This window comes from Bifidobacterium vansinderenii, from assembly GCF_002234915.1.
GTDB lineage: Bacteria > Actinomycetota > Actinomycetes > Actinomycetales > Bifidobacteriaceae > Galliscardovia > Galliscardovia vansinderenii.
In genome coordinates this window covers 1-22,240 of sequence record NZ_NEWD01000019.1, presented here as the reverse complement: position 1 = coordinate 22,240, position 22,240 = coordinate 1, and the positions used below count along the sequence as shown (strand labels likewise).

Here is a 22,240-nt window from a genome sequence, read left to right as displayed (position 1 = left end):
GCCGTGGAACCGGATGGTTTGGTTGGGCGGATTACCGTTTTTGGATGGGTTGCGGTAGTCTTCTGGGGTGACGAAAGAAGAGCAGCACCTCACCGCATCGACCGCGGAACTGGAACCAACGGCAGCGTCCGCAACGGCAGGGCAGGAGCCTGAAGCCACCGGACTTGAACGCAAGATGGAATCCCGCCACCTGACCATGATCTCGCTCGGCGGCGTGATCGGCACCGGACTGTTCCTGAGCTCCGGATACACGATCCATCAGGCCGGCCCGCTTGGCGCGATCATCGCCTACGGCATCGGCTCGCTCCTCGTCTACTTCGTGATGCTGTGCCTCGGCGAACTGTCTGTGGCCATGCCGTACGCCGGTAGCTTCCATCTCTACGCCAACCGGTTCATTGGCCCCGGCACTGCGTTCACCATTGCCATCCTCTACTGGCTCAACTGGGCGGTGGCGCTCGCATCTGAATTCACGGCGGCCGGCCTGCTTATGCAGCGCTGGTTCCCCGGCAGTCCCACATGGATGTGGAGCGCCATCTTCATCGCTGTGGTGTTCGCGCTGAACATCCTGTCCGTGCGACTGTACGGAGAATCCGAGTTCTGGTTCGCGTCGATCAAGGTGTTCGCCATCGTCGCATTCATCATCATTGGTCTGCTCGCCATTTTCGGGGCGATTCCGATCTCCGGCTACGACTCCGCGCCGCTGTTCGGCAACTTCACCGCCGACGGCTGGTTCCCCAACGGTATCGCGCCGATCTTCTCCACACTGTTGACCGTGGTGTTCGCGTTCTCCGGCACTGAGGTGGTGGGCGTGGCGGCCGGCGAGACGCGCGACCCCGGCGCGGCGATCCCCAAGGCCGTGCACACCACCGTGCTGCGTCTGGCCATCTTCTTCATCGGTTCGATCGCCGTGATGGCCGCGCTGATCCCGTGGCACAAGTCCGGCGTGGACACCAGCCCGTTCGTGCTCGTGTTCCAGTCGATCGGCATGCCGTTCGCCGGCGACGTGATGAACTTCGTGGTGCTCACCGCCGTGCTGTCCGCAGCCAACTCCGGCCTGTACGTGTGCTCGCGCATGGTGTGGTCGCTGGCCAAGGAGCGTATGATCCCGGTCGGGCTCGCCAAGACCAACTTCCGCGGCGTGCCCGTGTTCGCCGTCATGTTCAGCATGGCCGGCAGCCTGCTCGCTCTGCTGTCGTCCGTGGTGGCGGCCAGCACCGTGTACCTGGCGCTCGTGGCGGTCTCCGGACTGGCGACGATCGTGGTGTGGGCGTCGGTGGCCGTGTGCCAGATCCGATTCCGCAGACAGTGGACGGCCGAGGGGCACAGCGTTGACGAGCTCGGATACCGTGCGCCCGGATATCCGTTCGTGCCGTGGGCTGCCATCGTGATGTGCGTGCTCGCGCTGGTGCTCGTGGTGCTCGACGACTCGCAGCGGTCCACGCTCTACTACATGATCCCGTTCGTTGGCCTGTGCTATGCGTTCTACTACGCCCGCGAGGCGTGGCGGAGGCGGCACGGCGACGTGCAGTCCGCTGGACGGGTCTGAGTCGCGAACGGCGCCAGCCAAGCGGCTGACGGCTGGACAATCTCCAAGTTCTGAAGTGATTTCAAGGTCCTGCAGACATCAATCTCGAAGTTCTGAAGTGATCATCTGGCATATTCGTAATATGACCGTTGAAATCACAACGGATCTACCTTGAAATCGTGTCGTAGACACTTCAGAACTTGGAGATTGGTGTCTGTAATGCGTAAAAAATACTTCAGAACTTGGAGATTGCTCTTCTTCGCGCCTCATTGCTCGTTCGGGGGCGCGAAGATATTTTTCCCGATCTTGTGACGAATCGGTCGGGCACCTCATCAGTCACCCATCGGCTGACAGCTTCCTCTCGAGGGAAGCGGAAGGCTTCGAAGAAGCCGGAAGGTCAGCGCCCTCGGTAGACTTTGAAGAATGAGTCCTGAAGCGCTTAGTGAACTGATTTCCGCAATTGCACACGACCTCGCCGCAGCCGGAACCGCCGGCGAGCTGACCGACGAACTGATTCCCCCGATCGAGAAGATCACCGTCATGCGCCCGAAAGATCGCGCGCACGGTGACTGGGCCAGCAACATCGCCATGCAGCTGGCCAAGAAGGCCGGCATGAAGCCGCGCGATCTGGCCGAACTGTTCGTTCCCGAACTCGAGAAGAACACGGGCATCAAGTCCGTGGAGATCGCCGGCCCCGGCTTCATCAACATCACCCTCGACTCCGCGTCCGCCGCTGGCGTGGTCGACACCGTGCTCGAGCAGGGCGCCGACTTCGGCCGCAACGAGCACCTGGCCGGCAAGACCCTCAACCTCGAGTTCGTCTCCGCCAACCCCACCGGTCCGATCCACATCGGAGGCACCCGCTGGGCTGCCGTCGGCGACTCCATGGCCCGCGTGCTTGAAGCCAACGGCGCCAAGGTGGTGCGCGAATACTACTTCAACGACCACGGCGAGCAGATCAACCGCTTCGCCCGTTCCCTCGTGGCCGCTGCCCACGGAGAAGAGACTCCGGCCGACGGCTACAAGGGCGCCTACATCGACGAGATCGCCCAGCGCGTGATCGACGAGGCCAAGGCCGACGGCGTGGACGTGCTCTCCCTGCCGCGCACGACCGCCGAGGACGGCGCCGAGGGCGATTCCGTGCAGCGCGAGGAGTTCCGCAAGCGCGCCGTGCCGATGATGTTCGACGAGATCAAGGACTCCATGAAGGAGTTCCGCGTGAACTTCGACGTGTGGTTCCACGAGAACAGCCTGTACATCGACGGCGAGGTGGAGAAGGCCATCGCCGAGCTGCGCGAGCGCGGCGACATCTACGAGAAGGACGGCGCCACCTGGTTCGCGTCCACCAAGCACGGCGACGACAAGGACCGCGTGATCATCAAGTCCGACGGCAACGCCGCGTACTTCGCCGCCGACATCGCCTACTACCGCAACAAGCGTCACCGCATCCTCAACCCGGCCGACGTGGCCATCTACATGCTCGGCGCCGACCACCACGGCTACATCGGCCGCATGATGGCCATGTGCGCCGCGTTCGGCGACAAGCCCGGCGAGAACATGCAGATCCTCATCGGCCAGCTGGTCAACGTGATGAAGGACGGCAAGCCCGTGCGCATGTCCAAGCGCGCCGGCAACGTCGTGACGCTCGACGACCTCGTGGAGGCCGTGGGTGTGGATGCCGCCCGCTACTCGCTGGCTCGCACCGACTACAACCAGAGCGTGGACATCGACCTCGACCTGCTCGCCAGCCACACCAACGAGAACCCGGTGTACTACGTGCAGTACGCGCACGCCCGCAGCTGCAACGTGGACCGTAACGCGGCCGCCGCCGGCGTGACCGTGGACGGTGCTGATCTGGCCCTGCTCGACACCGAGGCCGATGGCGATCTGATCGCCGCGCTCGCCCAGTACCCGAGCATGGTCGCCACCGCGGGCGACGGTCGTGCGCCGCACCGCGTGGCCCACTACCTCGAGGATCTGGCCGGCCGCTACCACAAGTGGTATGCCGCCGAGCGCGTGGCCCCGATGGCCCTGACCGACGCCGAACAGCGTCTGCCCGAGGCCGAGCGCGCCGCCCTCGAGATCGCCAAGAACCCGGAGCCGGCCCGCGCCGCCGCCCGACTGCGCCTCAACGATGCCGCCAAGCAGGTCATCGCCAACGGCCTCGACCTCCTCGGCGTCACTGCTCCCGAAAAGATGTGACGCCATTCGGCGTCGCTCAATTTTGAAGGGCGCTCATATTCCGGCTCCCCTCTCTGAGGGGAGCTGTCCGCCGTATGGCGGACTGAGGGGAGCCGTGCCGAAAAGCTGCATGGCCGGATTCTCCCCTCAGTCGGCTGCGCCGACAGCTCCCCTCAGAGAGGGGAGCCAGAGCATATGTACGCTCTCCGATCATGGACGATGGGCGTACGAGTTTCGCGACTTCTGGCACAATGTGAACGGTATTGTGCATTCACGCGTTTACGAATGGAGCGACGATGAGCGAGAAGACCGCGGAACAGGACTACGAACTCGGCAAGGGCATCACGCCGATCTGGCCGACGGCCACCACGATCAACGATGACGGGGCCATCGAATTCCACGGACGCACCGCCGAATCCCTGCTCAGCGAATTCGGCTCGCCGCTCTACCTCATCGACACCGACGAAGTCGCCGCCCGCGCCCGCTACTTCGTGCGCGCCGCCGCCGACGCGTTCAACAACTCCACCACGCACGTGAGCTTCGCCGGCAAGGCGTTCCTCTCCAAGCGAGTGGTGCGCGAAGTCATCGACGCCGGCATGCTCGTCGACACCTGCACCATGGGCGAGATGCGCATCGCGCTCGCCGCCGGCGCCCCCGGCCGTCGCCTCGTACTGCACGGCAACAACAAGTCCAACGCCGAAATCGAACTGGCCGTGGAGAACGGCTTCGCCAAGATCGTTATCGACTCGGCCGACGAGCCTGCGCGCATCGCCGAGATCGCGCATCGCCTCGGCAAGCGCGCCAAGGTGATGCTGCGCGTCACGTCCGGCATCCACGCCGGCGGCCACGAATACATCTCCACCGCGCACGAGGACCAGAAATTCGGCGTGCCGCTGCTGCCCGCCGGGGCGGACACGTCGGCGCTCGGCGTGCTCGACGATCTGGGCGACGTGACCCCGGCGGCTACGAACGCCCGCCTGTCCAACGCCGCGAACGCCGCCGACAAGACCGGCAAGCCGGAACGCGAACTGCGCTACGACGTCAAATACCCGTACGATCTGAGCCACGAAGAGGTCTCCGACGCCGACAAGGCGCTCGCCGCCGCCATGACCACCGTGGCCGACGGCCCCGCGCTCGCCGTGCTCAAGGACATCCTTGCGCACTCCGAGGATCTGGAGCTTGTGGGCATCCACTCGCACATCGGCTCCAACATCCACGACGCCGACGCGTTCATCCAGGCCGCCAAGCGCATGATGCTGCTGCGCAAGACCTTCTACGCCACTGACGCGTACACGCTGCCCGAGGTCGATCTCGGCGGCGGCTACTCCGTGGCCTACACCGACGGCGAGGATTCCATGGACGTGCGCGTGGAGCTCAAGCGTCTGGCCGACGCCGTCGTGGCCGTCAACCGTGCGCTCGGCATGCCTGCCCCGTCGATCAGCTTCGAGCCCGGCCGTTGGATCGTGGCCCCGGCCGGCGTGACCCTGTACCGCGTGGGCACCGTGAAGCCCGTGAGGCTCGCCGATGCCAAGGATTCCGCCGGCAATCCGATCCACGAACGCGTGTACGTGTCCGTGGACGGTGGCATGAGCGACAACATCCGTCCGGCCCTGTACGGCGCCGACTACACGGCCCGTCTGGCCAACCGTACGGGTTCCGCCGAGACCATGCTGGCACGCGTGGTGGGTATGCACTGCGAGTCCGGCGACATCGTGGTGCACGAGGTGAGGCTCCCCGCCGACACGCATCGCGGCGACATCCTCGCCGTGCCGGTGACCGGCGCGTACGGCCGTACGATGGCCAGCAACTACAACCAGGCGCTCATCCCCGCCGTGGTGGGCGTGGGCGAGTCCGGCGCAAGCGTGATGATCCGCCGCCAGACCGTCGACGACCTGCTGGAGCTCGATCAGGACTGACCTGGGACTGACTCAGGACTGACTTTCGCCGCGCCCTCCCTCATCCAAGGGAGGGCGTCTGTCGCTTTGCACCTTTAGGATTATGTAGGTTGTATCTGTTGCAAGCGGCGGTCAACGCCCGTGTTGGGAAGGACAATACAAATGGCACACACTGCGGAAAGCACTGCAAACCCGATTCGCGTGGCGCTGCTGGGCGCCGGCACGGTCGGTTCGGCCACCGCCCGTCTGATCGTCGAACAGAACGAAGAGCTCGCCCAGCGCATCGGCCGCCCGCTCGAGCTCGTGGGCGTCGCCTGCCTCGACCCGGACGAGGTGAACGTGCCGTGGATCGACAAGTCCCTGCTCACCACCGACACCGCCGACCTGTGCACCAAGGCCGACATCGTTATCGAACTCATCGGCGGCACGACCGCCGCGCACACCTTCGTGATGAAGGCCATCGAATCCGGTGCCTCCGTGGTCACCGCCAACAAGGCTCTCATCGCCAAGTACGGCCCGGAGATCTACGCCGCGGCCGAGGCCAAGGGCGTGGACTTCTACTTCGAGGCCGCCGTGGCCGGCGCCATCCCGATCGTCCGCCCGCTGCGCGAATCCATGGTCGGCGACAAGATCACCAGCATCATGGGCATCGTCAACGGCACCACCAACTACATTCTCGACGAGATGACCACCAAGGGTCTCGACTTCGACGTGGCGCTCAAGGACGCTCAGGCCAAGGGCTACGCGGAGGCCGACCCGACCGGCGACGTCGAGGGCGAGGACGCCGCCAACAAGGCCGCCATCATGGCCTCCCTCGCTTTCCACACCGACGTGCGCATCGACGACGTGAACGTGGAGGGCATCACCAAGATCACCGCCGACGACATCGCCGCGGCCACCGCCGAGAACAAGGTCATCAAGCTGCTGGCCGTGTGCGAGAACACCGAGGCCGGCATCTCCGCCCGCGTCTACCCGGCGCTGATCCCGAACGAGCATCCGCTGGCCAGCGTGCGTGGCAGCTTCAACGCCGTGTTCGTCAAGGCCGAGGCCGCCGACGATCTCATGTTCTACGGTCGTGGCGCCGGCGGCGACCCCACCGCTTCCGCCGTGGTGGGCGACGTGGTCACCGAGGCCCGCCACATCACCCACGGCTGCACCGGCCCGGTCATCCCCATGTACGCCAACCTGCCCAAGGCCCCGCTCAACGCCTCCCGTTCCGCGTTCGCCGTGCGCTTCGTGATCCACGACAAGCCGGGCACGCTGGCCGCCATCGCCGAGGAGTTCGCCAAGCGCGGCCTGTCGATCAACGGCGTGAACCAGGATCTCAAGCCCACCCTGCACGAGCCGGGATACAGCGGCGAGCTGCAGCAGCTGCGTCTGGTCACCCACCTGTGCGACGAGGTGACGCTGCGCGAGGCCGTGGACGCCGTGACCGAACTCGACTTCGTCTCCGGCGAGGCCACCATCCTTCGCGTGATGGACTGACCGATCGTATAGCAAGATCCAACAAGGTCTGTAAGGAGCATTATGAAGTTCGCCGCCGATGCCGTGCGCGTAACGGTCCCCGCCACCAGTGCCAATCTAGGCCCCGGTTTCGATGCCGTGGGTCTGGCGTTGGACGTGCGTGACGAGCTGACGTTCACGCTGTCGCCGTCCTTGGAATCGTCGATCGAGATCCACGGCGAGGGGGAGAACACGCTGCCGCGCGACGAATCGCATCTGGTGATGCGCACGTTCCGTCGCACGCTCGACGAGCTCGGCCTACCGCAGGCCGGCGTGAAACTCGTGGCGAACAACCGCATCCCGCAGGAGCGTGGCATGGGCTCGTCCGCCGAGGCGATCGTGGCGGGCGTGTCCGCGGCCGTGGCGTTCGCCGGCTACGGCGACGAGGAGCGCGACTTCATCTTCGACCTTGCTGCGCACATCGAAGGCCATCCCGACAACGTGGCGCCGGCCGTGTACGGCGGCATGACCGTGTCCTGGGACTTCGAGCCCAAGACCGAGGTGCCGCTGGTGGACGCCCCGAACGCCAAGCCGTCGAACGTGGTGCCCGTGGAGGCCGACCGCGCGATCTTCCCCGATTCCGCCGAAGCGTTCAAGGGCGGCTACCATACCGTGAACTACCCGGTGGGGGAGAACATCAACGCATGGGTGTTCGTGCCGGACTTCAAGCTGTCCACCGAGGAGGCGCGCAAGGCCCTGCCGTATGAGGTGCCGCGCGCCGACGCCCTATTCAACGTGTCGCGTGTGGCCCTGCTGCCCGCGGCCATGAGCGGCGCCTCCGGTCGTGACACGAACTCGCTGCTGTTCAGCGCCACCGGCGACACGCTCCACCAGCATTACCGCAGCTCGCTCATGCCTGGCTCATGGGAGCTCATGACCTTCCTGCGCGCGCACGGCTACGCTTCGACGATCTCCGGTGCAGGCCCCTGCGTGCTCGCCCTGCATGAGGGCGACGCCACCGATGCGATCACCGAGCTGATCCACGATCAGTTCCTGGCCGGCGGACATTGGCGCATGCTGCACCCGGCGATCGATCGCAGGGGCGTGCAGTTCGGTCCGGTGGAGTTGTAGACCGCGGCCGCGCACACGGTTCGGGTCTTTCGATCTTGTCTTTGAGCCCTTGATCGGCATGCCGGTCGGGGCTCCCCGTATTCTTCAGGAAAGTTGGTGTCTGTTGTCGATTCCGGTGATTCTCGCGTCCCAATCCAAGGCGCGACGTGACGTATTGTTCCATGCGGGCATTCGTCCGACGATTCGCGTGTCCCACGTGGACGAGGCGGCGGTGATCGTGAACACGGCCGCGCAGCAGGGCATCGACCCGGACTCCATGACCACGGAGGAGCGTGTGCCGCTGTTGGCGCGCGCCAAGGCCGCGGCCGTGTACCGCGACTACATCGCCATCTCCGCGGCCGCGGTGGCCGCAGTGGGCGAGGAGCACGTCTCCCGTCCGCTGACCGACGGCGTGGGCAGCATCGCGTCCGTCACGCCGATCCATGACGCGATCGACGCCGAGGAGGGCATGGCCAACCGTGCCGTCGGCCCGCTGATCATCGGCTGCGATTCCATGTTCGAGCTCGACGGCGTGCCGTACGGCAAGCCGCACACCGTGGCGCATGCGCGCGAACGACTGGCGCTCATGCGCGGCCGCACCGGTACGCTGTGGACCGGCCACTGCGTGATCGACGCCGCCACCGGTTCCATGATCAGCCGCGCCAGCCATGCCGAAGTGACGTTCGCCAACTACTCCGACGAGGATATCGAACGCTACATCGCCACCGGCGAGCCGCTCGAGGTGGCCGGATCGTTCACGCTCGACGGCTTCGGTGGCGCGTTCATCGACGGCATCCAGGGCGACCCGAGCGGCATCATCGGCCTGAGCCTGCCGCTCACCCGTCAGCTGGTGGAGGAGCTGGGCATCAGCTGGACCGACCTGTGGAACCTCGACCGCGACGAGCAGCAGGGCACCGGCTACGGCAGTGGCAAGGCCGTGGACCCCAAGGCTCCGCGAGACAACGTGAACCAGCCCGGCGACGGGTTCATCGACTGCGCGTGCGGCCGCAAGCACTGGGGATTGAACGGCGCCTCCGGCGTGCTGCTGTGCCGCCGCGACGCCGAGACCGGCGAGATCACCGACGTGCTCATGCAGCATCGCGCGCTGTGGAGCGCCGAGGGCGGCACGTGGGGCATTCCCGGCGGCGCCACGGCAGACGGCGAAAGCCCGCTCGAGGGTGCGCTGCGCGAAAGCTTCGAGGAGGCGAATATTCATCCCGAGGACATCGCCGTGGTCGGCTCCTATGTGGAGGATCATGGCCCGTGGAGCTACACCACGGTGTTCGCGTTCGAAAAGCCCGGGCATGCGGTGGAGCCTCGTGCGAACGACGACGAAAGCTTGGAGATCGCGTGGGTGCCGTTCAGCAAGGTCGGCTCGCTCAAGCTGCTCACCGCCATGAAATCCGACTGGCCGCGGTTCGAGGAGCGTCTCAAGCGCATCGCCGCCGAATGCGAGCGGTGAGTCATGACCGTGATCGTGAGGCCGCTGCCCAAGGCGGTGCTATGGGATCTCGATGGCACGTTGGTGGACTCCGACCCGCTGTGGACGGCTGCAGAGCGTGAATGCGTGATCGCGCACGGCGGCACATGGACCGATTCCGTGGCCGACCCTCTGGCCGGCGCGTCGCTGACCACCTGCGCGCGAGTGCTGCGCGAGGCCGGCGTGACATTGCCGGACGATGCGATTATCCGCGAACTTGTCAACAGCGTTGTGCGCAAGTATGGGGATAACGTGCCATGGGTGCCGGGAGCCGTGGAGCTGCTGACCGCACTGCGGGACGCCGGCGTACCCTCGGTGCTGGTCACCGGGTCTCCGCATGCGCTGGCCGACCGCGTGGTCGAGGCCGCCCCGGCAGGTGCGTTCGTCGGCTGCGTGACCGGGGACGACGACGTGCGCGACAAGCCCGACCCCGAACCGTACGAGCGTGGAGCCTTGCTGGCGGAAGCGCTGCCGGGGGAGTGCCTGGCGTTCGAGGATTCGCCGACCGGTCTCGCATCGGCCCTTGCCGCGGGAACACGGGCGGTGACGGTGAGGGCGCACGCGCGCACCGTCGTGCCGGAGGCCAGCGACCATCTCACCATCGGCTCGCTCGCCGACGTGCGGGTGCATGCGGGCCGGCTGGAACTGGTTTTAGACGAATAATGCGTGGTGAGTGAAGTCTGATCCCTCCCTCAGTCGGCCGTGCCGACAGCTCCCACCCTAGGAGGGAGCACAAGCTCTTTATCCATGTTCTCCCTCCTTGGGAGGGAGATGTCATGGCGCAGCCATGACAGAGGGAGGGCGCAACCCCCTAAAAACGTCTCGGAGCAGAGGGAACGCCAAACGCCAAAGACGCCGCGGCATCAGAAAACGCTCCCCGAAATGTCTCCTGAACACCGTCCAGCCTAACTGAGGATCGCGGCGATGATGGCGATGAAGATCGGGCTGGTCATCGTGGACAGCAGGATGCCGTCGCGTGCGAACGTAAGACCCACGTTGTACCGGGCCGCATAGTTGTACACGTTCTGACCGGTCGGCAGCGCGGCGAGCACCACGCACGCGTACAGCGTGGCGCCGCGGAAGCCCATCACGAAATAGGCGAGCAGGAACGCGATGATCGGCATCACGATGTTCTTCAGAATCGCCACGGTGAAGATCGCCGGACGGTCGCCCTTCTGCTGCAGCGGCTTCGTGCCGTGCAGCGACATGCCGAACGCCATCAGGATCATCGGCACCGCGGAATCACCGATCATGTCGATCGGGTCGAACAGATAGTTCGGCAGGAACCAGCCGGTCTTCGCATGCACGGCCGACAACGCTATGCCCAGCAGCGAGCCGATCAGCAGCGGCTGATGCAGCGGCTGTTTGGCGATCTCCTTCAACGACACCTTGCCCTTGGTCGTCACGTCGAGCACCGTCAGACCGACCGGCGTGAACACGGCCTGCTGCATGACCAGAATCGGCGCCACCAGCGCCGGATTCCCAAGAATGTACGTGGCGATCGGCAGACCGATGTTGTTCGAATTCAGATACAGCGAATTCAGTGCGCCGATCGTGGCGTCCGCCGCCTTGAGATGAAAGAACAGACGGTTGAGCACGATGAAGACCACACCCACGATGGCCGCCGAGAAGAACGCGACGATGATCGACGAATGAAAGATCTCGAAAATCGGCTCCTTCGACAGGATCGCGAACATCAGACACGGACTGGACACGAAAAAGCTGAAACGGTTCAACACCATCTGCGCCTGCGGTCCGCCGATACGCATGCGTGCGGCCGCATAACCCACGGCGATCACGATGCCGATGACGCAGAAACCCTCCATGGCACTCAGCAAGCCAGGCATGTTGCTCCCCTCGATTGGTAACCCGTCAATACTGCCACAGTTCCCGTACTAGGTGCCGTATGTTTCGGAGTATGGGCGGGATGATGGGGCGGAGAGGATCGGCAGCGTCCTGTGCGCGGTCGGGGCAGGTGTCACCTCATCCGTCGGCTTCGCCGACACCTTCCCCTCAAGGGGAAGGCGGCATATCGCCTCATGGGGTCATTGAGGGGAAGGTGGCAGCCGAAGGATGACGGAAGAGGTGACATTGCGGAAGACCGCCGGCCCACGGTACTGCATTCCTGCGAATGTGAGCTGTGCCTCGTTGTGGGATATGTCACGATTCCGTCGCTGGCGAACGCCGTCGCAATGATGCGGCATGGTGACCCGCCTAGTGATGACGCGATTTTGCGCACTCTATATCTAGTGGCGACACGCTGATTTGGTGACTAGATGTAGTGGTTTTTGCGGTCGGCTGGTGATGTAGTCTTGGGGAACGCAATAACGAAACGCAGTCCAGACCGACGGAGGAATCCATGCCCATCACGGTGTTCACCAAACCGCATTGCCCACAGTGCGACGCCACCAAGCGCCAGTTCGACAAGCTTGGCCTGACGTACGAGACCGTGGATCTGAGCAAGAACCCGTCCACGCTTGAACAGCTGCACGCGGCCGGCTTCCGTCAGGCGCCCGTCGTAATCACCCCCACCGACTCGTGGAGCGGCTACCGCCCCGACCTGATCCGCGCCTACGCGAAGCAGGCGGTGGTCCGCGCATGAACGTCGCGGCCGGTGCCGCTGATGTCGCCGGCGCAACCGAACCCGCCGGCGCAGCGGACTCCATCGGAGCAGTCGTCTACTTCTCGTCCGCATCAGGCAACACCACACGATTCGTGAAAAACTGCCGACTCGACGACCTCGGCATCAACGCCTACCGCATACCGCTGCGGGCCAACGAGCCGGCACTCGCCGTGCGTGAGCCATACGTGCTGATCGTGCCCACCTACGGCGGGGGAGACGCGCGCAAGGCCGTGCCGATCCAAGTCAAACGATTCCTCAACGATCCCGACAACCGCAGCTGGATCCGCGGCGTCATCGCCTCCGGCAACACCAACTTCGGCGAAGCCTACGCTGCCGCCGGGCGCATTGTGTCCGCCAAATGCCAGGTGCCGCTGCTCTTCACCTTCGAACTCATGGGCACGGCCGAAGACGTGGACAAAACCCGCGAAGGACTCGCCCGATTCTTCGCCGGCGCCAACGCATAACCCGCAGCCCGCAACCCCAGGACCACAACCGCAACAAGGACCGCACAACCATGACCACCTACGATCCCGCCACCGACTACCACGCGCTCAACGCGCAGCTCAACCTCTACGACGCCGACGGTCGCATCCAGTTCGACAAGGACAAGGAAGCCGAACGCGCGTACGTGACCACCGAAATCGAACCGCACAGCCGCCGGTTCGCCTCCACGCGCGAACGCATCGAATACCTCATCGCCAACGACTACTACGACGCCGACGTATTCGACCGCTACACGCCCGAATTCCTCGACGCGTTCTACGATCGAGCGGCCGCCACCGAATACGAGTTCAGCACGTTCCTCGGCGCGTTCAAATTCTTCCGCTCCTACGCCCTGAAATCGTTCGACGGCAAGGAATACCTCGAAGACTTCCCGCAGCGCTGCGCCGCCGTGGCCCTGAGCCTCGCCGCCGGCGACGAGAACGCAGCGACCTCATACCTCGACGAAATGCTCTCCGGCCGATTCCAGCCGGCCACGCCCACGTTCCTCAACCTCGGCAAGGCACAGCGCGGCGAACCCGTCAGCTGCTTCCTGGTGCGCATCGAAGACAACATGGAATCGATCTCCCGCGGCATCAACGCGGCCCTACAGCTCAGCAAGCGCGGTGGCGGCGTGGCCCTGCTGCTCAGCAACCTGCGCGAACTCGGCGCGCCGATCAAGCACATCGAAAACCAGTCCAGCGGCGTGGTCCCCGTCATGAAGCTCCTCGAAGACAGCTTCTCCTACGCCAACCAGCTCGGCGCCAGACAGGGCGCGGGCGCCGTATACCTCAGCGCCCACCACCCCGACATCCTGCGCTTCCTCGACACCAAGCGCGAAAACGCCGACGAAAAAATCCGCATCAAATCCCTCGCCCTAGGCGTCGTCGTGCCCGACATCACATTCGAACTCGCCAAGCGCAAGGAAAAAATGGCGCTGTTCAGCCCCTACGACGTGGAACGCGTCACCGGCAAACCGTTCGCCGACGTACCGATCAGCGAAAACTACGACAAACTCGTGGCCGACGACCGCATCCGCAAGACCTACATCGACGCCAGAAAATTCTTCACCACCCTCGCCGAACTCCAATTCGAATCCGGCTACCCGTACATCGTGTTCGAAGACACCGTCAACCGCGCCAACCCGATCGACGGCCGCGTCACCATGTCGAACCTGTGCTCCGAAATCCTGCAAGTGCAGGAGCCGAGCACCTACAACGACGACCTCAGCTACGCACACGTCGGCCGCGACATCTCCTGCAACCTCGGCTCGCTCAACATCGCCAAGGCCATGGACGGCGGCCTCACCACAACCGTGGAAACCGCCGTGCGCGCCCTCACCGCCGTCGCCGAACACACCAGCATCAACTCCGTGCCCTCCATTCGCCGCGCCAACGAAGAAGGCCACGCCATCGGCCTCGGCCAGATGAACCTCCACGGCTTCCTCGCCCGCGAAGGCATCGAATACGGCAGCGACGAAGCCCTCGACTTCACCGACACGTACTTCATGACCGTCGCCTACCACGCCTACCGCGCCTCCCACGCGCTCGCCGTGGAACGCGGCCACGCATTCGTCGGATTCGAACGATCCGCCTACGCCAAGCCGGCCGGCCAAGGCAACTACTTCGACAAATACACCGAACAGGGCGAATACGCCGACGGACGCTACACCCCCGGGCCGAAGACCGACCGCGTGCGCTCCCTGTTCGACCACTACGGCATCACCGTGCCGACCGCCAGCGACTGGGCAGTGCTGCGCGACGCCATCCTCGCCGACGGCATCTACAACCAGAACCTGCAAGCCGTCCCACCCACCGGATCCATCTCCTACATCAACCACAGCACCTCATCCATCCACCCCATCGTCTCCCCAATCGAAATCCGCAAGGAAGGCAAGCTCGGCCGCGTCTACTATCCCGCGCCCTACATGACCAACGACAACCTCCCGCTGTTCCGCGACGCCTACGACACCGGCTGGAAAGCCATCATCGACACCTATGCCGCCGCCACCCCCCACGTGGACCAGGGCCTTTCCCTCACCCTCTTCTTCCCCGACACCGCCACCACCCGCGACGTCAACAAGGCCCAGATCTACGCCTGGCGCAAAGGCATCAAAACCCTCTACTACATCCGCATCCGACAGCAGGCGCTGTCTGGCACCGAAGTCGCCGGCTGCGTCTCCTGCACCCTCTGACGGCGCGTCGTCGGCGTTGCGGCAGGCTCGACGTATTGATATACGCCTTCGCCTGCCGCGCCTTGACGCCGCGCGCGTCAGAGGGCGCAGGAGGGTCTCAGGCCCAGAATCCCGGGAAGTTTGGGGTCCTTCGGTCAGGTTATCGGGGGAGTTTCGGGGCCTTCGGTCCGGAATCCGGGGGAGTTGAGGTCCTTCGGTCGGGAGTTCCAAGAGGCTTGGGGGCCTTCGGTCAGGTTATCGGGGAAGTTTGGGGTCCTTCGGTTCGGGATTTCGGGAGGCTTGAGGGCTTTCGGTCGGGGGCTACGGGAGCTGGAGGTTCTTTGGGCGGGAGACTTGGACGCTCCTTCGGTCCGGGAATCGGGGGCTTGGGCTTCGGGACGAGGTCGGAGTCCGGGGTGCTCCCTCCTTGGGAGGGAGCTGGCGCGCGGCAGCGCGACTGAGGGAGGGATCCGCCCCGCACCCATCGAATATCCCAATCGGCTCCACTTGTTCGTTGTCAATCCATCACACACCACACACAAAGGAATCCACTATGTCACCCATGATCTACCGCGCGATTCTGCGCCTCACCGCACCCGAGGAATTCGCCGACCGCACCGCTGCCCCGACGGACAACAAGGAGGACTGATAATGGCACCGATCTCCGTACCCCGCAAGCCGCTCAAGCTCATCGACCGAGTCAGCGCGATCAACTGGAACCGTCTCGAGGATGACAAGGACCTCGAGGTGTGGGACCGCCTCACCGGCAACTTCTGGCTGCCCGAAAAGGTCCCCGTCTCCAACGACATCCCCAGCTGGCAGTCCATGAGCGAGGAGGAGCACACGCTCACCATGCGCGTGTTCACCGGCCTGACCCTGCTCGACACCATCCAAGGCACCGTGGGCGCCGTCTCCCTCATCCCCGACGCGCTCACCCCGCACGAGGAGGCCGTGTACACCAACATCGCGTTCATGGAATCCGTGCACGCCAAGTCGTACTCCAGCATCTTCTCCACGCTCTGCTCGAGCGAACAGATCGACCAGGCGTTCGCGTGGAGCGAGGACAACGAATACCTGCAGAAGAAGGCGCAAATCGTACTCGACTACTACGAGGGCGACAGTCCCCTCAAGCGCAAGGTCGCCTCCACCCTGCTCGAATCATTCCTCTTCTACTCCGGCTTCTACCTGCCGATGTACTTCTCCAGCCACGCCAAACTCACCAACACCGCCGACGTGATCCGCCTGATCATCCGCGACGAGGCCGTGCACGGCTACTACATCGGCTACAAGTACCAGCGCGGACTCGAACGCGTAAGCGAAGCCAAGCGCGAGGAGCTGCGCGAATACACGTACGAACTGCTCAACGAGCTGTACGACAACGAGGTGGACTACACCGAATCCCTGTACGCCGGCGTCGGACTCGTGGACGACGTGGAAAAGTTCCTGCGCTACAACGGCAACAAGGCGCTCATGAACCTCGGCTACCCGGCGCTGTTCCCCGCCGAAGCGTGCGACGTGAACCCGGCGATCATCGCATCGCTCTCGCCGAACGCCGACGAGAACCACGACTTCTTCTCCGGCTCCGGCTCGTCGTACGTGATGGGCAAGGCCGAGGACACCGACGACGAGGACTGGGACTTCTGACCGGTGCGCGTGCAGTCGCCGTGCGTGCTGGCGCGTGCCCCGATTCCGCGTGTCGTGTGGGGGCATAGGGCGTGGGGCATGCGCATGGTATGTCGATGATGTGCGAGACACGGACGTCGGGTACTATGTCGAAGAGGCTGTGAACGCTCACTGTTCACGTGTATTCGCATGGTGTCCCTAACTGACCGACCATTCTGGGTGCTTCGTGCTTGTGCGCCGAAGCGGCCATTGACCATTTGCTGTCGTGATAGTGAGGTGTTGTAAGCATGGCAGGCAAGCGCGTTTCCATCTTCGAGGTCGCCAAGGCGGCCGGAGTGTCCCATCAGACGGTATCCCGTGTGATCAACCATTCCCCGAACGTGTCTCCCGCCACCCGAGCCAAGGTCCAGGCGGCCATCGACCGAATGGGATACCGTCCCTCGAGCGCCGCACGCGCGCTCGCAACGCAGCGCACCAAGACCATTGCGCTGATCGCAGGCGGCGTCAGCTACTTCGGCCCGCTCTCCACCATCTCCTCCATCGAGGGTATGGCCCGCAAGCACGACCTGTACGTGTCCAGCTCCATCCTCAACGACCACGAGTACACGCAGGAGGCCTTCGAGCAGGTGGCCAACGCGTGCCTCGAACAGGGCGTGGAGGCCTTCGTGTTCGTGGCCCCCACCGAGCCCATGGTGCAGGCCGCGCTCGGCGCGCGCATCAAGGTGCCGCGTGTGCTGCTCACCTCGTCCCACGGCGAAACCGACATCGAGTCCGTGACCTCCAAGGACCCCGGCATCGCATGCCTCGGCATCGACCAGTGGGGGGCTATGCGCACCATCGCCAAGCACCTGGCATCGCTCGGTCACGCCAGCGCGCTCTACCTCGCCGGCCCGGGAGACTGGCGAGATGCCGCCACCCGCCGCATCGCATGGGAACACGAATCTGCGGCTGCCGGAATCAAGTCCGACGTGATCGAGGTCGGCAGCTGGTCTGGCGAGGACGCATACCAGCGCATGGGCTCATACCTTGACGCGCTCGCCGACCCCAAGGCCGACATGCCCACCGCCATCGTGGCCGCCAACGACATGCAGGCGCTCGGTGTGCGGCGCGCGCTCTACGACCGTGGCTTCTACGTGCCGCGCGACGTGAGCCTGGTCGGCTTTGACGACATGCCCGGCGTGGACAACGCCATTCCTCCGCTGACCACCATCTCACCGGACTTCTCGAACCTGGGCGTGGCCGCCATGAGCACTGTGTTCTCGCTGATGGGCGGCGGCAACCCCGTGGATCTGCCGCTGCGCCACGGTGTTGGCGTGATCGGCGCGCCGCTCGTGGTGCGTGAATCCACCGCGGCTCCCGCGGCTCGCTGAGCGAATTCCCATGGCCTATACGGCTCTGGGGGACATAGGTCGCAGGACTCCGGTATGCCATGATGGCCGGTGCGCGTCATGCGTGCCGGCGGGGATCTCCGGACCTTCGAGGATGAATGTGCGTTTTCTAAGGCGGATGTGTGGGGGGTGTCTCCCGGTGGCGTCGCACAAATCGAAAGTACCGAAAATCGAACGGCCATTTTTCAACGTTTTGATTTCGGTATCTTCGATTTGTGAACCGCGCGGCCTCCGTGGGCCCTCGTGGAGCCTTTGTGACGCCCCAGTGGAACACGGGAAAAATTATCCCTAAATTTCCCCTCGCTCAGCTTGCGTGGCGGGTACGCGTCGCGCTACACTGAAACTAGTTATGTGAGCGTTCACATGCAGAGGGCCACATACCCAGGGCCACGGATCCGTCCCGGACCCTGCGCAGCTTTACGGCGCAACGACGGCGTTGGTAACCATCGACGGCGTGAACCGTCACCAAGATCGACCATAAGGAGTACACGAATGAGCGATGTATCCGAGACCGACATCTCCACGATCGTAGAAAAGATTCGGGCCGGCAAGACCTCGCTGGGCATCGAGTTCGGTTCCACCCGCATCAAGGCGGTGCTGATCGATGACAACTACAAGACCATCGCCTCCGGCGACTACCAGTGGGCCAGCCACCTCGAGGATGGCCTGTGGAGCTACTCCCAGGAGGAGATCTGGAAGGGTCTGCAGAGCGCATACGGCGCCATGGCGTGGGATGTGAACCAGGCCTACGGTGTGAAGCTCACCCGCATCGGTCACATCGGCTTCTCCGCCATGATGCACGGCTACCTCGCCTTCGACAAGAACGGCGAACTGCTCGTGCCGTTCCGCACCTGGCAGAACACCAACACCCACGAGGCCCATCTCAAGCTCTCCGACCTGTTCCAGTACAACATCCCCGAGCGCTGGAGCATCGCGCATCTGTACCAGGCTGTGCTCAACAAGGAAGAGCACGTGGGCAAGGTCGCCTACTTCACCACCCTCGCCGGCTACGTGCACTGGAAGCTCACCGGCAAGAAGGTTATCGGCGTGGGTGACGCCTCCGGCATGTTCCCCATCGACCCGAAGACCCACACCTGGGAGAAGGACCTGCTCGCCAAGTTCTCCGCACTGCCCGAGGTCGCGGCCCAGCCCTGGAAGATCGAGGACCTGCTGCCCGAACCGCTCGTCGCCGGCACCCCGGCCGGTGAACTGACCGCCGAAGGCGCCAAGCTGCTCGACCCGTCCGGCGATCTGCAGCCGGGCATCGTGCTCGCCCCGCCAGAAGGCGACGCCGGCACCGGCATGGTCGCCACCAACTCCGTGCGCGTGCGCACCGGCAACGTCTCCGCCGGTACCTCCATCTTCGCTATGGTCGTGCTTGAGAAGAAGCTCGCCCGTCTGCACCCCGAAGTCGACCTCGTCACCACCCCGGCCGGCGACCTCGCGGGCATGAGCCACGCCAACAACTTCACCTCCGACCTCAACGCCTGGGTGGGCCTGTTCGGCGAATTCGCCAAGGCCATCGACCAGCCGGTCAACACCGGCGCCCTCTACGGCACCCTGTTCCGTCTGGCCATCAGCGATCAGGCCGACGCCAACGCCGGCGGTCTGCTCAACTACCCGTTCCGCTCCGGCGAGTTCCTGGCCGGCCTCGAAGAGGGCCGCCCGCTGTTCGCCCGCAGCCCCGAGGCCCACATGAACCTCGCCAACTTCATGCGTGCCCAGCTGTTCAGCGCCTTCAGCCCCGTCAAGATCGGCATGGACGTCATGACCAAGGACGAGGAAGTCAAGATCGACTCCCTCGTGGGCCACGGCGGCATCTTCACCACCCCGAAGGTGGCTCAGAAGATCCTCGCCGCCGCGTTCAACACCCCGATCAAGGTCATGTCCACCGCCGCCGAAGGTGGCGCCTGGGGTATGGCCGTGCTCGCCGACTACCTGTGGCACACCCCGTGGCCGCTGGCCGACTACCTCGATCAGCGCGTCTTCAAGGACGCCCAGTCCACCACCGAGACCCCGGATCCCAAGGACGTGGAAGGCTTCGAGAACTTCTTCGCCCGCTTCCAGGCCGGTCTGGCGATCGAGAAGAGCGCCGTGCGCAACATCGATCTCGAAAGCAAGTAACGGCGAACAAAAGCAAGCAACCAATTTTTGAAATTAATCGAAAGGAATTTGAGAGATGGCTACTTTGGCTGATTATGGTCCCGAGGTGCGTGCCGAGGTCAAGCAGGTGCGCGAGGTGGTGTCCAACCTGCACCAGCAGCTGATCAAGTGGAACCTGGTCGTGTGGACCGCCGGCAACGTGTCGCAGCGTCTGCACACCGCCGACCTGTTCGTGATCAAGCCGTCGGGCGTGCGCTACGAGAACCTGACCCCGAACTCGATGGTCGTGGTGGACCTTGACGGCAACGTGGTCGACGGCACCGAGGCCCCCTCCTCGGATACCGCTTCCCACGCGTACATCTACCGCAACATGCCGGACGTGTACGGTGTGGTGCACACCCACTCCACCTACGCGACCGCGTGGGCGGCCACGGGCCAGAACATCCCGTGCGGCCTGACGATGATGGGCGACGAGTTCGGCGGCCCGGTGCCGGTGGGCCCGTTCCGTCTGATCGGCTCCGAGGCCATCGGCAAGGGCGTGGTCGAGACGCTGAAGAAGTACCCGAAGTCCCCGGCCGTGCTGATGCAGAACCACGGTCCGTTCACGATCGGTAAGGACGCCGAGGGTGCGGTCAAGGCCGCGGCCATGACCGAGGAGGTGGCGCACACGATGTGGGCCGCCAAGCAGCTCGGCGACATCATCGAGATCGACCAGGCCGACATCGACAAGCTCAACGACCGCTACCAGAACGTCTACGGCCAGCACTGATGTGATGGAGCGTCGTCGGCGTTGCTCCTCGGTCGACGTGCCTTCGCACGCCTTCCCTTGGCACCTTGGCGGCGCACATGTTATCCGTGTGTGATGAACCCCGGTGATCGGGGTTCCGCGTGATTGAGCAATGGGGTGTGAACCCTCCTTCGGGAGGATTCACACCCCATTTGCATTGCCGCCGAGAATTTGCATTGCCGTCGGGAACACCTCCACCCGATCCCGGTGTAGCCGGGCTTCCCCTTGAGGGGAAGCTGTCGGCCATAGGCCGACTGATGAGGTGAACGCCACCTTGACCACCCAAAACGCCTCCGCTATGCATTACGCCCCGATGGTCAAAGGCCCGATAGTCCGGGACAATCCCACGGCCATCGCAATCCTCCTGAATTCATCGTCGTGGCGATGCCTGCAATCTTCAGACATGGGCAACCACGCCTCCGATCATCAAATCTGAATTGCTTCAGTCCAACGTGTGGTTCCAGTCCCTAGGACCCATTTTCAACCTATCCGCGAGTTGTGCATCCCTTACCGCTCCGTGCTTGGAGCTGACTACCGATATGGAGGTCCTTGCCGAAGTACACAATCCGCTGAGACATCGCCATTCAACAAGTTTTCCCGCAAAAACTATCTCAGCATCACCGATCTTCGGCCGTTTCTCATTGTCGCTACTCAACAAAGGACCTCCGAATCGACGGATAGCTATTTGCGAAGTGCCATAGGGGCCTCCAAAACCAGGGATAGTCCCATCTGGATGACGATATCGCCGAGGATACATCCGGTTCCGGCTTCTGCGCGCTCCTTCGGGTGGAGGATTGGCTTCGAGGATCCGTGATCTTGCATGATTCGCCGGCGGAATGTGGGATGTTGGTTCCCTGTATTCGCGTATTCAATATATTCACGATATTCACTCGTGTCCTCCATGTGTTCGTAACGCGCGACACGCCCGAAGTTATGGCCGGTCATCGATTTTCTTTATTTGTAATTAGTTTCATGGCGTGCTCAGCATTGAGCATGAAGTCACAAAATAGCACAAATATGTGCGTTAATGAGTAGAAAATCAATAAAAGATGTTCACTTAAGGTTGATTTATGTGAGCGCTCTCAGTTTTTTGGAAAATTGCGGAAAACGCATGGTAAACCACGGATGTGAACGATGCGCATTCGGCTTGACATGATTTTTTGTGAGCGGTAACATTTCTATCAGCTACCGAGATAGGAACAAACTTGGGCGAACATGTTCGTTCCTGATCGATTGGCCGACGGAGTCCTCCGGTTCGTTGGTGTCCCGTGCAGGGCTTCCGTCACAAGGGTGAAACAAAAATCAAGGAAGAACAATGTCTCAGACTTCTCAGGCGAGCGCTGTCAAGCAGGGCTCGATGAAATATGTGGTCATTCTGGCGATCAGCGCCGGTCTGGCTGGTCTGCTGTACGGTTACGATACCGTGAGC

General features: G+C 63.7%; 15 protein-coding genes. 14 read left to right on the top strand and 1 reads right to left on the bottom strand.

Translation table 11 applies throughout. The features are described 5' to 3' along the window. The first annotated feature begins 175 nt into the window (after nt 1-175). The 7 genes from Tam10B_RS07470 to Tam10B_RS07440 all read left to right on the top strand — a co-directional run bounded on the left by Tam10B_RS07470 (nt 176) and on the right by Tam10B_RS07440 (nt 10,297). The gene (locus Tam10B_RS07470; RefSeq protein WP_093960628.1) at nt 176-1,546 is read left to right on the top strand and encodes an amino acid permease; all 1,371 of its coding nucleotides are present in this window, start codon (nt 176-178) and stop codon (nt 1,544-1,546) included. Between the two features lie 402 nt (nt 1,547-1,948). Beyond that, nucleotides 1,949-3,727, top strand: coding sequence for an arginine--tRNA ligase (argS, locus tag Tam10B_RS07465; RefSeq protein WP_093960627.1), 1,779 nt, complete (start codon nt 1,949-1,951; stop codon nt 3,725-3,727). A gap of 275 nt (nt 3,728-4,002) precedes the next feature. Then, on the top strand, nt 4,003-5,622 hold the full coding sequence (locus Tam10B_RS07460) for a diaminopimelate decarboxylase family protein (protein ID WP_093960626.1): 1,620 nt from the start codon (nt 4,003-4,005) through the stop codon (nt 5,620-5,622). 141 nt (nt 5,623-5,763) lie between these two features. Then, nucleotides 5,764-7,086 carry a homoserine dehydrogenase gene (locus Tam10B_RS07455; RefSeq protein ID WP_093960625.1) on the top strand — a complete coding sequence of 441 codons (1,323 nt, stop codon included), beginning with the start codon at nt 5,764-5,766 and terminating at the stop codon, nt 7,084-7,086. Nucleotides 7,087-7,128: 42 nt separating this feature from the next. Further along, complete coding sequence (thrB, locus tag Tam10B_RS07450) at nt 7,129-8,175, top strand: homoserine kinase (RefSeq protein WP_093960624.1); 1,047 nt, start codon at nt 7,129-7,131, stop codon at nt 8,173-8,175. Between the two features lie 103 nt (nt 8,176-8,278). After that, a complete protein-coding gene (locus Tam10B_RS07445; RefSeq protein ID WP_093960623.1) occupies nt 8,279-9,616 on the top strand; it encodes a Maf family nucleotide pyrophosphatase in 1,338 nt (445 codons plus the stop codon). 3 nt (nt 9,617-9,619) lie between these two features. Beyond that, complete coding sequence (locus tag Tam10B_RS07440) at nt 9,620-10,297, top strand: HAD family hydrolase (RefSeq protein WP_093960622.1); 678 nt, start codon at nt 9,620-9,622, stop codon at nt 10,295-10,297. A gap of 242 nt (nt 10,298-10,539) precedes the next feature. Here the strand turns inward: Tam10B_RS07440 and Tam10B_RS07435 are convergent, their stop codons facing one another. Continuing rightward, a complete protein-coding gene (locus tag Tam10B_RS07435) occupies nt 10,540-11,481 on the bottom strand; it encodes an AEC family transporter (protein ID WP_093960621.1) in 942 nt (313 codons plus the stop codon). Between the two features lie 512 nt (nt 11,482-11,993). Here Tam10B_RS07435 and Tam10B_RS07430 point away from each other — a divergent pair. From Tam10B_RS07430 to Tam10B_RS07400, 7 genes are all read left to right on the top strand, one after another. Then, nucleotides 11,994-12,236 carry a glutaredoxin domain-containing protein gene (locus tag Tam10B_RS07430; protein ID WP_093960620.1) on the top strand — a complete coding sequence of 81 codons (243 nt, stop codon included), beginning with the start codon at nt 11,994-11,996 and terminating at the stop codon, nt 12,234-12,236. A gap of 62 nt (nt 12,237-12,298) precedes the next feature. Continuing rightward, entirely contained in the window at nt 12,299-12,721 is a 423-nt protein-coding gene (nrdI, locus tag Tam10B_RS07425; RefSeq protein ID WP_233133651.1) for a class Ib ribonucleoside-diphosphate reductase assembly flavoprotein NrdI, read from the top strand. A gap of 50 nt (nt 12,722-12,771) precedes the next feature. Then, nucleotides 12,772-14,931: a class 1b ribonucleoside-diphosphate reductase subunit alpha gene (gene nrdE / locus Tam10B_RS07420; protein WP_093960618.1), complete on the top strand. Its 2,160-nt coding sequence runs from the start codon at nt 12,772-12,774 to the stop codon at nt 14,929-14,931. A 630-nt stretch (nt 14,932-15,561) separates the two neighbouring features. Beyond that, nucleotides 15,562-16,554: a class 1b ribonucleoside-diphosphate reductase subunit beta gene (nrdF, locus tag Tam10B_RS07415; protein ID WP_093960617.1), complete on the top strand. Its 993-nt coding sequence runs from the start codon at nt 15,562-15,564 to the stop codon at nt 16,552-16,554. 266 nt (nt 16,555-16,820) lie between these two features. Further along, nucleotides 16,821-17,903, top strand: coding sequence for a LacI family DNA-binding transcriptional regulator (locus tag Tam10B_RS07410; protein ID WP_093960616.1), 1,083 nt, complete (start codon nt 16,821-16,823; stop codon nt 17,901-17,903). Nucleotides 17,904-18,413: 510 nt separating this feature from the next. Further along, complete coding sequence (locus Tam10B_RS07405) at nt 18,414-20,045, top strand: xylulokinase (protein ID WP_093960615.1); 1,632 nt, start codon at nt 18,414-18,416, stop codon at nt 20,043-20,045. Between the two features lie 55 nt (nt 20,046-20,100). Beyond that, on the top strand, nt 20,101-20,793 hold the full coding sequence (locus Tam10B_RS07400; protein ID WP_033891525.1) for an L-ribulose-5-phosphate 4-epimerase: 693 nt from the start codon (nt 20,101-20,103) through the stop codon (nt 20,791-20,793). The last annotated feature ends 1,447 nt before the right edge of the window (nt 20,794-22,240 follow it).